At 49.9% G+C, this 14,572-nt stretch carries 13 protein-coding genes; 9 read left to right on the top strand and 4 right to left on the bottom strand.

The features are described from left to right. Positions 1 to 248: 248 nt before the first annotated feature. The gene (locus tag ACTHTS_RS06985; protein WP_440369615.1) at positions 249 to 1,145 is read right to left on the bottom strand and encodes a tyrosine recombinase XerC; all 897 of its coding nucleotides are present in this window, start codon (positions 1,143 to 1,145) and stop codon (positions 249 to 251) included. A gap of 1 nt (position 1,146) precedes the next feature. Next, the gene (locus tag ACTHTS_RS06980; protein WP_440369614.1) at positions 1,147 to 1,575 is read right to left on the bottom strand and encodes an acyl-CoA thioesterase; all 429 of its coding nucleotides are present in this window, start codon (positions 1,573 to 1,575) and stop codon (positions 1,147 to 1,149) included. Positions 1,576 to 1,725: 150 nt separating this feature from the next. Between ACTHTS_RS06980 and fba the strand changes: the two genes are divergently transcribed. Both fba and ACTHTS_RS06970 read left to right on the top strand, forming a co-directional pair. After that, positions 1,726 to 2,790, top strand: coding sequence for a class II fructose-bisphosphate aldolase (gene fba, locus ACTHTS_RS06975; RefSeq protein ID WP_003686828.1), 1,065 nt, complete (start codon positions 1,726 to 1,728; stop codon positions 2,788 to 2,790). Positions 2,791 to 2,918: 128 nt separating this feature from the next. Further along, positions 2,919 to 3,848 (top strand): glycosyltransferase family 2 protein, encoded by a 930-nt coding sequence (locus tag ACTHTS_RS06970; RefSeq protein ID WP_440369613.1) that lies wholly within the window; start codon positions 2,919 to 2,921, stop codon positions 3,846 to 3,848. Positions 3,849 to 3,913: 65 nt separating this feature from the next. Here the strand turns inward: ACTHTS_RS06970 and ACTHTS_RS06965 are convergent, their stop codons facing one another. Next, positions 3,914 to 5,590 carry a formate--tetrahydrofolate ligase gene (locus tag ACTHTS_RS06965; protein ID WP_070608530.1) on the bottom strand — a complete coding sequence of 559 codons (1,677 nt, stop codon included), beginning with the start codon at positions 5,588 to 5,590 and terminating at the stop codon, positions 3,914 to 3,916. A gap of 178 nt (positions 5,591 to 5,768) precedes the next feature. Between ACTHTS_RS06965 and ACTHTS_RS06960 the strand changes: the two genes are divergently transcribed. Next, positions 5,769 to 6,200, top strand: a complete 432-nt coding sequence (locus ACTHTS_RS06960) for an EamA family transporter (RefSeq protein ID WP_003680126.1) — start codon at positions 5,769 to 5,771, stop codon at positions 6,198 to 6,200. A gap of 74 nt (positions 6,201 to 6,274) precedes the next feature. Here the strand turns inward: ACTHTS_RS06960 and ACTHTS_RS06955 are convergent, their stop codons facing one another. After that, the gene (locus tag ACTHTS_RS06955; RefSeq protein ID WP_036492029.1) at positions 6,275 to 7,417 is read right to left on the bottom strand and encodes an extracellular solute-binding protein; all 1,143 of its coding nucleotides are present in this window, start codon (positions 7,415 to 7,417) and stop codon (positions 6,275 to 6,277) included. Between the two features lie 308 nt (positions 7,418 to 7,725). Between ACTHTS_RS06955 and rpsT the strand changes: the two genes are divergently transcribed. From rpsT to lpxH, 6 genes are all read left to right on the top strand, one after another. Next, positions 7,726 to 7,989 (top strand): 30S ribosomal protein S20, encoded by a 264-nt coding sequence (gene rpsT, locus ACTHTS_RS06950; protein WP_002212556.1) that lies wholly within the window; start codon positions 7,726 to 7,728, stop codon positions 7,987 to 7,989. A 167-nt stretch (positions 7,990 to 8,156) separates the two neighbouring features. Further along, positions 8,157 to 9,296 carry a phospholipase A gene (locus ACTHTS_RS06945; RefSeq protein WP_440369612.1) on the top strand — a complete coding sequence of 380 codons (1,140 nt, stop codon included), beginning with the start codon at positions 8,157 to 8,159 and terminating at the stop codon, positions 9,294 to 9,296. 153 nt (positions 9,297 to 9,449) lie between these two features. After that, positions 9,450 to 10,151 carry a DUF502 domain-containing protein gene (locus tag ACTHTS_RS06940; RefSeq protein WP_314765825.1) on the top strand — a complete coding sequence of 234 codons (702 nt, stop codon included), beginning with the start codon at positions 9,450 to 9,452 and terminating at the stop codon, positions 10,149 to 10,151. 64 nt (positions 10,152 to 10,215) lie between these two features. Then, a complete protein-coding gene (gene aspS, locus ACTHTS_RS06935) occupies positions 10,216 to 12,024 on the top strand; it encodes an aspartate--tRNA ligase (RefSeq protein WP_440369611.1) in 1,809 nt (602 codons plus the stop codon). Between the two features lie 239 nt (positions 12,025 to 12,263). Further along, on the top strand, positions 12,264 to 13,649 hold the full coding sequence (locus ACTHTS_RS06930) for a PIG-L deacetylase family protein (RefSeq protein ID WP_440369610.1): 1,386 nt from the start codon (positions 12,264 to 12,266) through the stop codon (positions 13,647 to 13,649). 152 nt (positions 13,650 to 13,801) lie between these two features. Further along, positions 13,802 to 14,512 carry a UDP-2,3-diacylglucosamine diphosphatase gene (gene lpxH, locus ACTHTS_RS06925; protein WP_440369652.1) on the top strand — a complete coding sequence of 237 codons (711 nt, stop codon included), beginning with the start codon at positions 13,802 to 13,804 and terminating at the stop codon, positions 14,510 to 14,512. The last annotated feature ends 60 nt before the right edge of the window (positions 14,513 to 14,572 follow it).

Raw genomic sequence — 14,572 nt, 5'->3', positions numbered from 1 at the left:
GGCTGCATATCATAATATGATATTAGCTCTCATTACTAATATTATCAAACAAAAGGTCGTTTTAAAAGATAAGCGGTAAGACAAAACAGCCTATTCTTCCGGCGTTTATGCTATCCGCACATTAAACCAATATCGAAACCTCATCAGACCGATAAAAATTCAAATGGTTTCAAATCATCTGTATTTTTTATCCATAAAACATCAGGCCGTCTGAAAACATTCTTTCAGACGGCCTGATTCAAACAAAATCATTTTTTCCGTTTCGCCCTTGGGTGTGCTTCATCATAAACACGCGCCAAATGGTCAAAATCCAGCTTTGTATAAACTTGCGTAGCAGAAAGATTGCTGTGTCCCAACAATTCCTGCACAGCGCGGATATCGCCCGATGCCTGCAAAAGATGGGTTGCATAGCTGTGGCGCATCATGTGCGGCGAGATATGGCTGGCGCTGCCCACGCGCACTGCCCACGCCTGCAGGCGTTTTTGGATTTGACGTTGCCCCAGCCTACCGCCGTTCTTATTGGTGAACAAGGCCTGCTCGCCCTCTTTGGCAATACGTACTGCCAAATAATCGCGCAATGCCGCAATGCTCTTGCCCACCAAAGGCACTTGCCGCTGCTTGCCCCCTTTACCCTTCACACTGACCCAGCCTTCGCCCAAGACAATACCGTCCAGATTCAAACCTTGTATCTCGCTCAGGCGCAAACCGCTGCCATACATCAATTCAAACATGGCCTTATCTCGCACGTCCAACTCATCATCAACCGGAGCATGGTCAAGAATATGGTTTAAAGGTTCTTGCGGCAGCGCTTTGGGCAGGCGTTCGGGCAGGCGCGGCGCTTTCATATTAAATGTCGGATCGCTTTCCATAACTTCTATCTGCACCAGCCAACTGCAATACTGCCGCCATACCGACAATTTCCGCGCCAAGCTGCTTTCGCTCAAGCCCTTTTGCGACAGCTTTTTCAATACCGCCACAAAATCACGGCGCGTCGGCAGGCCGTTTTCCAGATTATCGGGCAACAGGCGCATCAACTCACTCAAATCGCGCCGATAAGCGGAAACGGTATGCTCCGACTTGCCTTGTTGCAGCAAGGTTTTCAGATAGCGTTCCAAATGAAGCGCAAAATTATTTGATTCCGCCATTTCAGACGGCCTCCAATGCTGCTTTCAAGGCCGAAGGCAGACGACAGACACGCTGCTTGCCATAATCGAAACACACCATGCCTGTCTGCACTTTCGCCAACACAAGGCCGTCTGAAATCCTGCGGATACGGTATAGCAAAGAAAAGCCCACACCGGCCACGCCCGACGCTCCCATTTCCACCGACAGCTCATCGCCATGATGGCCTTGCGCCAAATACTGCACCGCCGCATCCGCCATAATCAGGCCTGCCCCTCCGGCGTCCATTTCACTCCAACCCAGCTTCGCCAGCCAACGCATCCTCACTTCATGGCACAAACGCAACACCGCATCGTTCGCCAGATGGCCGCCATAGTTCACATCGCCCACCTGCACCGTCAAGGCCGTCTGAAACAAAGGCTTATCACACTCGGCCACCGAAATCCTATCCATTTTGCACACCCGTTTTCAATACTCTGCCATTATAAACCGAGACCCTGTTCGTTAATATATAAAAACAATGTAACAGCTTGTAGTTTTTCATTTCAAAAAACATTATAATTTATCGGATAAATTTACCCTTCACTACTTCAGGAGCTCCTCATGGCACTCGTATCCATGCGCCAATTATTGGACCATGCAGCCGAAAACAGCTACGGTCTGCCCGCATTCAACGTTAACAACCTCGAACAAATGCGCGCCATTATGGAGGCGGCCGACCAAGTCAACGCCCCCGTTATCGTTCAAGCATCCGCAGGCGCACGCAAATACGCAGGTGCCCCATTCCTGCGCCATCTGATTTTGGCCGCAGTCGAAGAATTCCCGCACATCCCTGTCGTGATGCATCAAGACCACGGCGCATCTCCTGATGTGTGCCAACGCTCCATCCAACTGGGCTTCTCCTCCGTGATGATGGACGGCTCGCTGATGGAAGACGGCAAAACCCCTTCTTCTTACGAATACAACGTCAACGCCACCCGTACCGTGGTCAACTTCTCCCACGCTTGCGGCGTGTCCGTTGAAGGCGAAATCGGCGTATTGGGCAACCTCGAAACCGGCGAAGCCGGCGAAGAAGACGGCGTCGGTGCAGTGGGCAAACTTTCCCACGACCAAATGCTGACCAGCGTTGAAGATGCCGTACGTTTCGTTAAAGATACCGGCGTTGACGCACTGGCGATTGCCGTTGGCACCAGCCATGGCGCATACAAATTCACCCGTCCACCCACAGGCGACGTATTGCGTATCGACCGCATCAAAGAAATCCACCAAGCCCTGCCTAATACCCACATCGTGATGCACGGCTCCAGCTCCGTTCCGCAAGAATGGCTGAAAGTCATCAACGAACACGGCGGCAAAATCGGTGAAACCTACGGCGTACCGGTTGAAGAAATCGTCGAAGGCATCAAACACGGTGTCCGCAAAGTCAACATCGATACCGACTTGCGCCTCGCCTCTACCGGCGCTATCCGCCGCTTCATGGCAGAAAACCCATCCGAATTCGACCCGCGCAAATACTTGAGCAAAACCGTCGAAGCCATGAAACAAATCTGTCTTGACCGCTACCTCGCATTCGGTTGCGAAGGCCAAGCCGACAAAATCAAACCGATTTCTTTGGAAAAAATGGCAACCAAATACGCCAAAGGCGAATTGAACCAAATCGTTAAATAATCCGTATCTCGGATTCACACTAAGGCCGTCTGAAAACTTGAAAATAAGGTTTCAGACGGCCTTAGCTTTTGGGAAATTTATAGTAAAATCTTCCAACAACCACACATCAAAACACATCGAAAGCAAACATGAAACTCGCCGTTATTTTGCCGGCCTATTGTGCCGAAGCTTATTTGCCCGAATGCTTGGATTCGGTATTGAATCAAACATTCCGCGACTTTTTCGTCATCGCCATCAACGATGCTTCAACAGACAAAACCGGTGAAATCCTCGAAGCTTACGCAGCCAAAGATTCACGTTTGCAGATTTTCCACCTTCCGGAAAACAGGGGTGAGCCGTTTGCCTGCCAATTTGCCATGGATCTGCTCAAAGACGTAGAGGTCGAATATGTGGCACGAATGGACGCGGACGATATTTGCGCCTTGGATCGTTTTGAAAAACAAATTCAATTCTTAGACAGCCATCCCGAAATCGATATTGTCGGCAGCCAAGCCACCATCTTTTTCGACGACCAAACCGGAAGAGAACCCGTTTTAAGTGACCTCCCCCTGCTCGACAAAGACATTAAAGCCTTTCTCTCCTTTGCCGCCCAAAACATGTTCAACCCCACCACCATGTGGCGGCACGACAGCATTAAAAACCTCGGGATAAACTACACCGCGACAGAAACCGCTCCCGATTTCCATATGTGGGTGCAATGCGCCCTACATGGCAAAACCTTTGCCAACCTGCCCGAGCCTTTGTTGTCATACAGGATACATCAAACTCAAGAAAGCAAAAAAAGAGACAAAATCAGCAGATCCGTCCAATACACCATGGAGTTGTGGATCAGTCATCTCTTCCCTGATTTGAACGCGACGGAAGTAACGCTCTTAAGCCGCATCTTGTACGAAAAGCAACTGCGCTTGACCACTGAAGAGCTGAAAACCATTTTTGCCGCTTATGACAGAATCAGCAAAGACCGCAGCATTTCATTGTTTGGCGAAGACCGCAATACCATGTTCGACATGATAGACAATTTCTTCAATTTCTTAAAAAGCCGGTTGAAATTCACTTAAATTATAAAAGGCCGTCTGAAACCTCGGTTTCAGACGGCCTTTATCTATTTCGAAATCAATCTAAATCAGAACAAGCCGTGAATCACGCCTTCTGCGTCCACATCAATTTTCTCGGCAGCCGGAACTTTCGGCAGACCCGGCATTTTCATCATATTGCCGCACAGCGCAACGATGAAGCCTGCACCGGAAGAAACGGTAATGCCGCGCACGGTAATGCGGAAGCCTTCGGGGCAGCCCAACAGTTTGGCGTTGTCGCTCAAAGAGTATTGGGTTTTCGCCATGCAGATCGGCATTTTGTCCAAGCCCAGTTTTTCCAGTGAAGCGATTTCGGCAGACGCTTCCGCGCTGAAATCAACATCTTCCGCGCCGTACACTTTTTGGGCAATCGCACGGATTTTGTCTTTAATGCTCAGCTCAACATCGTAGGAGAAATTGAAGTTGTTCGGTTGGTTTTCGATGGCATTGACAACTTTGTGAGCCAAGTCTGCACCACCCGCGCCGCCTTTGCCCCATACTTCAGTCAGGGAAACTTCAACGCCGTGTTCCGCGCAGGCTTTTTCAATCATGGCCAACTCGGCATCTGAGTCGGACACAAAGCGATTGATGGCAACCACCACAGGCAGGCCGAATACGTTTTTCAGGTTGGAAATGTGTTTCAGCAGATTAGGCAGACCTTTTGCCAAGGCTTCGAGGTTTTCTTCGCCGAGGTTGGCACGCTCCACGCCGCCGTTGTATTTCAAAGCGCGGACAGTGGCCACGACAACAGCCGCATCAGGTTTCAAATCAGCAAGGCGGCATTTGATATCGCAGAATTTTTCCGCGCCCAAATCTGCGCCGAAGCCTGCTTCGGTTACGGCGTAATCGGCAAGGTGTTTCGCCAGTCGGGTGGCAGTTACAGAGTTACAGCCGTGGGCGATGTTGGCGAACGGGCCGCCGTGTACAAAGGCCGGCGTGCCTTCGATGGTTTGTACCAAGTTAGGCTTAATCGCATCTTTGAGCAATGCCGCCATCGCGCCATTCGCTTTCAAATCTTTGGCGTAAACAGGACTGCCGTCTTTAGCGTAAGCGACAAGAATGTTGCCCAAACGCTCTTTCAAATCGCTGATGTCTTTGGCAAGACAGAATACCGCCATCACTTCGGAGGCAACGGTAATGTCGAAACCGTCAGGACGCATCACGCCGTCAACAGGTTTACCCATGCCGTCGATGATGTTGCGCAACTGACGGTCGTTCATATCGACCACGCGACGCCACAGCACACGTTTCGGATCGATGTTCAACTCGTTACCTTGGTAGATATGGTTGTCGAGCATGGCGGCGAGCAGGTTATTCGCCGCACCGATGGCGTGAAAGTCGCCGGTGAAGTGCAGGTTGATGTCTTCCATCGGCAAAACTTGGGCATAGCCGCCGCCCGCCGCGCCACCTTTAACACCAAACACCGGACCCAAAGAAGGCTCGCGCAAAGCGATAACCGAATCTTTACCGATATGGCGCAATGCGTCCGCCAAACCGATGGTTACAGTGGTTTTACCCTCACCCGCAGGAGTCGGATTAATGGCGGTAACCAAAATCAGACGGCCTTGTTTTTGTGGCAGCTTGAATGCTTCGGCAGGATTGATTTTGGCTTTGTAGTGACCATAGGGCTCGATGTTGTCAACGTTCAAACCCAGCTTGGCGGCAATTTCGCCAATCGGACGCATGGTGGAGGATTGGGCGATTTCGGCATCGGTTTTGAAGCTCATGATTTTCCTTTATTGAGAGAGGGAAAGGCCGTCTGAAACAATACAATAAAGACGACTGGAAGAAAAAGAATATTAGTTCTATTATAGCGTTTTCCAAAGACAAACCGCAGTGAAAATTTCGATATTTCATCAACAAACGGATTCATATTGTCAACAATTTGAAACAAAGGAATAAAACATGAGCAGCAACGCATGGCTGTTTTGGGCATTAGCATCGGCAGGCTTCGCCTCATTGACCGCCATTTTCGCCAAAATGGGTTTACAGGGCATAGATTCAGATTTCGCCACCTTTATCCGCACCTTGGTCATCCTCGCCGCTTTGGTACTGTTTTTAACCTACACCGGCAAATGGCAGGGCGTGAACGGCTTTACCGGCCGCAACTGGACATTCCTCATCCTATCCGGCCTCGCTACCGGCGCATCCTGGCTCGCCTACTTCAAAGCCCTGCAACTGGGCAACGCCTCGCAAGTCGCACCCGTCGACAAATTCAGCCTGGTCCTGGTCGCCCTGATGGCCGTCGTTTTCTTAGACGAACGCCCAAGCACGCAAGAGTGGATAGGCTTAGGCTTGGTAACCGCAGGCGTATTGACTTTGGCTTTGAAACGATAAAGATTGGAAGATCAAAAAGGCCGTCTGAAAAATTTCAGACGGCCTTTGCTTTGCTTCAAACAATCAACTCACAATTAATTTGAACCGACTTTGATTTTTTGCCACAAGTTGACAGACAGTTTTTTCGCATCTGCGCTCATTTGAGGCATGACGAAACCGTCTTTCATATCTTGCTCGTTCGGGAAAATAGAACGTGTGTTCACCAGCTCGGCAGGCATTTTTTCGCGTGCAGGTTTGCTGGCCGGTGCGAAGGTTACAGCAATACCGTTTTTCGCAGCCACTTCGGGATCAAGCGTGTAGTTGATGTATTTGTGGGCATTGGCGATGTTTTTCGCATCGGCCGGAATCAACCAAGATTCAATCCAGAAGCCCATGCCTTTCGGCGTCAACACTTCAATGCCGACGTTGTTTTTCACTTCTTCGGAACGCGCTTTGGCCAAGTTCAAATCGCCGCCGTTACCTGCCGCCAAGCAGATATCGCCGCGCGCCAATTCGTCAATGATGGAAGGGCTGAAACGTTTCACGTCAGGACGGATAGACTTCAACACTTCCGCCGCCGCTTTCAAATCTTCAGGATTCGAGCCTTTAGGATCTTTACCCAAGTAGTTCAACAAAATTGGGAACATTTCGCTCGGGGTATCCCACAAAGCGATGCCGCAAGATTTCAGCTTATTGGTGTATTCAGGTTTGAACAACAAATCCCAGCCGTTTTCAGGCAGCTTGCCACCCAAAAGCTCCTTGCCCTTCGCCGTAATCGCAATCGTATTCACACCTGAGAAGTATGGAACGGCGTATTGATTGCCCGGATCGGCGGTTTCCAACATCTTCAGCAATTCAGGGTCGATGTTTTTGTAGTTCGGAATCAGATCCTTATTGATTTTTTGGTATGCACCCGCCTCAATTTGACGCGGCAGGAAGGCAATACCGGGCACAACCAAGTCGTAGCCGGATTTACCGGTCAGCATTTTGGCTTCCAGCGTTTCGTTGTTTTCATACAAATCGTAAGTCAGCTTCAAATTGTTGGCTTTTTTGAAGTCTTCGACTGTACTTTCGTCAACGTAGTTTGACCAGTTGTAGATATTCAAAGTATCGGTAGCGGCTGCTTCGGCATTGGCAGCAGGCGCGCTGCCTGCTTGAGGTTGCTCGGCTTTTTTCTCGCCACCGCCGCACGCGGCCAAAGACAATGCGGCCAATACGGCTAATACGGATTTTTTCATACGGGCAGATTCCTGATGAAAGAGTGGTTAATGTCAATAAATAAGAAACCCTGCCCCCCATAAACACCCCGGCGCAGAGTTAGGCTATTGTAATAGAAACGTAAGCAAACGCAAAGCAATATCCATCTGATTTTTATTGAAATAAGGCAAAGCAACACCATCTTTTTACCAAAAGCGTTGCACCGGCTGTCGTTTTTGGGCAAAATACGGCTGATTTGCGCGCGTTTATAGAGAAAAAGCTTGCATACAAGGAAATCTGTCTTTAAAATTGCGCGTTTACAGAATTTATTTTTCAGGAGATATTCAATATGGCAAACAGCGCACAAGCCCGCAAACGTGCCCGCCAGTCGGTTAAACAACGCGCCCACAACGCCAGCCTGCGTACTGCATTCCGTACCGCTGTGAAAAAAGTGTTAAAAGCAGTTGAAGCCGGCGACAAAGCTGCTGCTCAAGCAGTTTACCAAGAATCCGTTAAAGTCATCGACCGTATCGCTGACAAAGGCGTATTCCACAAAAACAAAGCAGCCCGTCATAAAAGCCGTCTGTCTGCTAAAGTAAAAGCTTTGGCTTAATACTGACGCAGATGCCGGAAATCCTGACAACCAAAGCAGGATAATCGAGCTGATACGATGCCCCTGAGGTCTTGCCTTTCAGGGGCATTGCCGTATTCACACTCCAAACTGACTAAATAAAACCATTTACCCTTTCATCAGGCCGTCTGAAAACAACGGAAACTCTCATGAACAAGATGTTGAAACATTCCCTAAGTATCGGATTCATTGCCGCCGCCCCACTGGCCGTCGCCGACACTGCCCTACACTGCACCACCATTCAAGACAACGCCACCCGTTTGGCATGTTACGACAACATCTACTCGGCGCAACTCCCCCCTCAATCCCCACTGCCGCAAGCACAAACTGAAACCGCCAAAACACTGGTTGACCTCGAAAAAAGCGTGCGCAAGAGCATTGAGAAAAAAGAAGCGGCCATCGTATTCGACAACCCTACCCATCCGAATATTTCAGACGACGTATTAAGCGAAACTGCCGACAGCTACACACCTTTAAGCCTGATGTACGATTTGGATAAAAACGACACACGCGGCCTGTTGAGCGTACGCGAACACAACCCTATGTACCTCATGCCCGTTTGGTACAACAGCAGCCCCAACTATTACCCGGAATCCCCCAGCCGCGGCGTAACCACACAGGAAAAATTCAGCGAGCAAAAACGCCTCGAAACTAAAATGCAGGTTTCCTTCAAAAGCAAGATTGCCGAAGATTTATTCAAAACCCGTGCCGACGTATGGTTTGGCTACACCCAAAAATCCGACTGGCAAATCTTCAACCAAGGCCGCAAATCCGCTCCGTTCCGCAACACCGACTACGAGCCCGAAATCTTCATTACCCAACCTGTTAAAGCAGACCTGCCTTTCGGCGGCAAACTGCGTATGGTTGGCGCAGGTTTTGTTCACCAATCCAACGGTCAAAGCCGCCCCGAATCACGCTCATGGAACCGGGTTTACGCCATGGCCGGCATGGAATGGGGCAAGCTGACCGTCATCCCTAGAGTTTGGATGCGTGCCTTCGACCAAAAAGGGGACGACGACGATAATCCGGACATCAACAAATACATGGGCTACGGCGACTTGAAAGTCCAATACCGCTTCAATGACAAACAAAATGTTTATTCCATCCTGCGTTACAACCCGAAAAGCGGACGCGGCGCCGTTGAAGCGGCCTATACTTTCCCCATCAAAGGCAAACTCAAAGGCGTTGTCCGCGGCTTCCACGGCTACGGCGAAAGCTTGATTGACTACAACCACAAACAAAACGGCATCGGCTTCGGCCTGATGTTCAACGACTGGGACGGCATCTAAATGACCCCCATATTGTTTCAGACGGCCTTTGCAATCAAGGCAGCCGTCTGAAACAATGAAACAAAACAAGCCATTCGTTTAAAATACTCGTTTCCTAGCGTCCAAACGCGTATAATGCAAAGTTTGGGCAAAACTTGCCGGAATGAAACAAAGATGACAGAAGCCGCAGCCGAAAGCGGAAAAATCGCCAAGGCTTTAAAGAAATACCTAATTACAGGCGTGCTGGTTTGGTTGCCGATTGCCGTAACCATCTGGGCGATGAGCTATATCATCTCCGCCGCCGACAAACTGATCAACCTATTACCGGAAAGCTGGCAGCCCCAGCATTTCTGGGGGTTCAACATACCCGGCTTGGGCATCGTCGCCGCCACAGTCGTCTTGTTCGTTACCGGCGTATTCGCCGCCAACGTATTAGGCAGACGGATTCTCGGCGCATGGGACAGCCTTTTGGGACGCATTCCCGTCGTCAAATCCATCTACTCCAGCGTTAAAAAAGTTTCCGAATCCCTGCTCTCCGACAGCAGCCGCTCGTTCAAAACCCCCGTACTGGTTCCCTTTCCGCAGCCGGGCATTTGGACGATAGCCTTTGTTTCCGGCCATATCCCCGCCAAACTCAAAGGCAGCCTGCCGCAAGATGACGACTATATTTCCGTTTACGTCCCAACCACGCCCAACCCGACCGGCGGCTATTACATCATGGTTAAAAAAAGCGACGTTCGCGAGCTGGACATGAGTGTGGATCAGGCATTGAAATATGTAATTTCGCTGGGCATGGTGATGCCGGACGACTTGCCGGTTAAAGCCCTACCTGCCCAAAAACCGTCTAAAGACGGTGATACCGAACACAACAATTAAGGTCTTCTTTTTTTCAGACGGCCTTTCCTTCTTTTCAAATTGAACAATATAAAAAGGTGATTTTATGCGTACCAACTATTGCGGCCTTATCAGCGAGCAATACTTAGACCAAACCGTTACCGTCAAAGGCTGGGTACACCGCCGACGCGACCACGGCGGTGTGATTTTTATCGACCTGCGCGACCGCGAAGGCATCGTTCAAGTCGTTATCGACCCTGACACTCCGGAAGCATTTGCCGCTGCCGACTCTTCCCGCAACGAATATGTTTTGAGCATTACCGGCCGCGTACTCAACCGTCCTGAAGGTACAACCAACGACAAAATGATTTCCGGCAAAATCGAAATCCTTGCCAAAGAAATCGAAGTTTTGAACGCTGCCGCTACGCCTCCGTTCCAAATCGACGACGAAAACATCAGCGAAAACGTTCGCCTGACCAACCGCGTTATCGACTTGCGCCGTCCTGCCATGCAACGCAACCTGCGCCTGCGTTACCAAGTGGCCATGGGCGTTCGCCGCTACTTGGACGCACAAGGCTTCATCGACATCGAAACCCCGATGCTGACCCGCTCCACGCCTGAAGGCGCGCGCGACTACCTCGTGCCGAGCCGCGTTCATCCGGGCGAGTTTTTCGCGCTGCCTCAATCGCCGCAATTATTCAAACAACTGTTGATGGTGGCGGGTTTCGACCGTTACTACCAAATCACCAAATGTTTCCGCGACGAAGACCTGCGCGCCGACCGCCAACCTGAATTCACTCAAATCGACTTGGAAACCTCGTTCCTGAACGAGGATGAAATCATGGACATCACTGAAGGCATGGCCAAACAAGTCTTCAAAGATGCTTTGAACGTAGATTTGGGCGACTTCCCACGCATGCCTTATTCTGAAGCCATGTTCTACTACGGCTCTGACAAACCGGACATGCGCATCAACTTGAAATTCACCGAGTTGACCGACCTGATGAAAATGGAAGAATTTAAAGTCTTCCGTGGCGCAGCCGACATGAAAGGCGGCCGCGTAGTCGCTCTGCGCGTGCCTAACGGTGCGAAATTCAGCCGCAAAGAAATCGACGAATACACTAAATTTGTCGGCATCTACGGCGCGAAAGGTCTGGCATACATCAAAGTAAACGATATCAGCAACCTCTCCAACGGCGAAGACAGCGGCCTGCAATCTCCAATCGTGAAATTCCTGTCTGAAAACGCCCTGAAAGAAATCATCGAGCGTACCGGTGCACAAAACGGCGACATCATCTTCTTCGGTGCGGACAAAACCAAAGTCGTGAACGAAGCCATCGGTGCATTGCGTATCAAAGTCGGCTTGGAACACGGTAAAGACAACGGCTACTTCGTAGACGAATGGAAACCTTTGTGGGTTGTCGACTTCCCAATGTTCGAATACGACGAAGAAGCCGACCGCTACGTTGCCGTACACCATCCGTTTACCGCGCCTAAAGAAGGTCATGAAGACCTGATGGTTTCCGACCCTGCAAACTGCCTGGCCCGTGCCTACGACATGGTATTGAACGGCTGGGAAATCGGCGGCGGCTCTATCCGTATCCACCGTGCAGACGTACAAGAGAAAGTGTTTGCTGCGCTGAAAATCAGCCCTGAAGAGCAACAAGAGAAATTCGGTTTCCTCTTGGACAACCTGAAATTCGGTGCGCCTCCTCACGGCGGCCTTGCATTCGGCCTCGACCGTCTGGTTACCCTGATGACCGGTGCCGAATCTATCCGCGACGTGATTGCCTTCCCGAAAACACAACGTGCACAATGTCTGCTGACCAATGCACCTAATGTGGTCGACGACAAACAACTTCGCGAGCTGAGCCTGCGTCTGCGTCAGAAAGCAGTTGAAACAAAAGAAGCATAATTTATCGGCTTAACCTTTAAAATATCAAGGCCGTCTGAAATTTTTGAAATTTCTTTCAAACTTTTCAGACGGCCTTTCTACATTTTGATCGTTTATATATAATCAACTCGCAAACTGTTTTATTTTAAACGTTCACTTTAATGACGTTAGAGTATAAAAAACAACCGTTTGTAAGAAAAACAAACAAATAAGCTCCACAAGCACTATCATGACTGTTACAACAATAAAGGAACCAAACAATGTTTCTGATACTGACGGGGCTGATACTGACTTTTTTTATTTTGTTGTTTATTATTACTTCAATTATTCACAAAAAACAGTTTGCCTATAACACACACCAAGACTATAACTACCCCTCCCTCCCCTCTACCGCGCATGCAACCCTCAAAGGCGGCAGCCTAACCTTGCCCGCCACTGTCAACGGACGGGATACCATCATTGCCAAAATCCGTATCAAGTCCAACTGGATGGGACTGCTGTTCTTGCCTTTTATCGAAACCATTTCATCTAAAGGCAAATGGAAGCAATATTTCGAATACGGCGCAAAAGGCGTGCGCTATATCAATCTGAGCGACACCTTCTCCGACAGCGACAAAACCATCCGCTTGGAAGGCAAATACCTGTCCTTGCCCGACCAAGAAATCGAACTCTCTGTTTATCCGCGTGAAAACCTCGACGGTAAAAAAATCCTTGTCCTCGCGCCTCATGCTGACGATGCGGAACTCAGCGCATACGGTTTGTATGAAAAACACGCGGCCAATTCAATGATCTGCACTTTAACCGCCAGCGAGGGCGGCAGCTTTCACTATGGCAATCTTTACAGCACATGCGACTGCGATACTCAGGCACAATATCTGCAAAAAGGCCGAATGCGTGTTTGGAACAGCCTGACCGTTCCCCTTTTGGCCGGTGTACCGTCTGAAAACATCCTACAACTGGGCTACTTCGACAGCACATTGACAGCCATGCGCCAAAATCCGAAAAAAGAGATTAAATCGACCAAAATCGATACAACCGATGTCGATATTTTCCGCCGTGCCAACACCTCCCCATTGGCGAAACACCTCAAGCCCGGCTCGACTTGGACCAGTTTGGTGGACAACCTTGGCTATCTGATAGAAACGTTCCAGCCGGATATTATCGTGACGCCGTCCCCCAATATTGATACGCATCCCGACCACCAACATACTGCGCTGGCCGCCATCGAAGCCCTGCGTAAAATCGATTACCGCCGCGGCAATCTGTTTTTGCACACCATACATTATCTGAGCGACGACTTCCCTATCGGCAAAGTAGGGTCTTCCCTCAGCCTGCCGCCGTCCTCCGAGCAACCGTTTTACTTCCAAAGCATCTATTCCCATCCTTTGGATAAAGAAGAACAAAACCGCAAACTTCTCGCCCTTGATGCCATGAACGACATCCGCCCCAATTCAGACGGCTATATGCGTTGGAGCACCATGATATTCAAAGGTTTAAACAAACTACGGCACCACGTCCTCCATCTCGACAAAGACTTGGTCAACCGCTTTGTCCGCAGCAACGAATTCTTCTATACCGTCCCCATCAGCGATTTGTACCAAGAAGAGACGCTGAAACAAATCACCTATCAGGGCAAAGCCCAATAAACCGGAAAGGCCGTCTGAAAAAATGTTTCAGACGGCCTTTATCACACCTAATCAAAACAATAAAATCACCGCATTACAACGAAAAACACCAAGCCCAAATCCAAACGCGGCAACCCAAGTTATAATAAAACCCTTCCCATACGCCCCACATCATCATGCCGATTTACTTCATCGCCGATTTACACCTGAGCGAATCCCATCCTCAGCTGACCGCACTCTTCCAAAAATTTATCCAAGAAAAAGCCGTTCACGCCCAAGCCGTATACATTCTTGGCGACCTTTTCGATTTTTGGATCGGCGATGACGAAAACAGCCCTTTGGTTCAAACCATCAAACAAACCATCCGCGGCCTGACCGAGCGCGGCATTGCCTGCTATTTTATCCATGGCAACCGCGACTTCCTCATCGGCAAAGCCTTCGCCTGCGATACCGGCATGACCTTACTGCCCGAGTACGCCGTTATCGACCTGTTCGGCACACCCACCCTGCTCTGTCACGGCGACACCCTCTGCACCGACGACCATTCTTATCAAAAATTCCGCCGTAACGTCCATCAAAAATGGCTGCAACGTCTGTTCCTGCTCCTGCCGCTCACACTCCGACTGAACATCGCCACCAAAATCCGCAAGCAGAGCAAACAGGACAAACAATACAAAACCGCCGACATTATGGATGTCAATCCGGCCTTTACCCACGAAACCGTCCAACGCTTCCACACGCCCCTGCTCATCCACGGCCATACCCACCGCGAAAACATCCACCGCAACGCCGATTACACCCGCATCGTACTCGGTGACTGGCGCGACAATTACGCCTCCATTCTCGAAGTCGATGCCGAAGGCTACCGTTTTATCGCCTTATAAAACATCAGGCCGTCTGAAAACCGGTTTCCCGATTGTTCAGATAACCTGACTGACAAACAT

It is taken from the genome of Neisseria sp. P0019.S003 (genome assembly GCF_051957115.1).
Lineage (GTDB): Bacteria > Pseudomonadota > Gammaproteobacteria > Burkholderiales > Neisseriaceae > Neisseria > Neisseria flavescens_D.
This window is presented reverse-complemented; position numbering and strand designations above follow the sequence as displayed.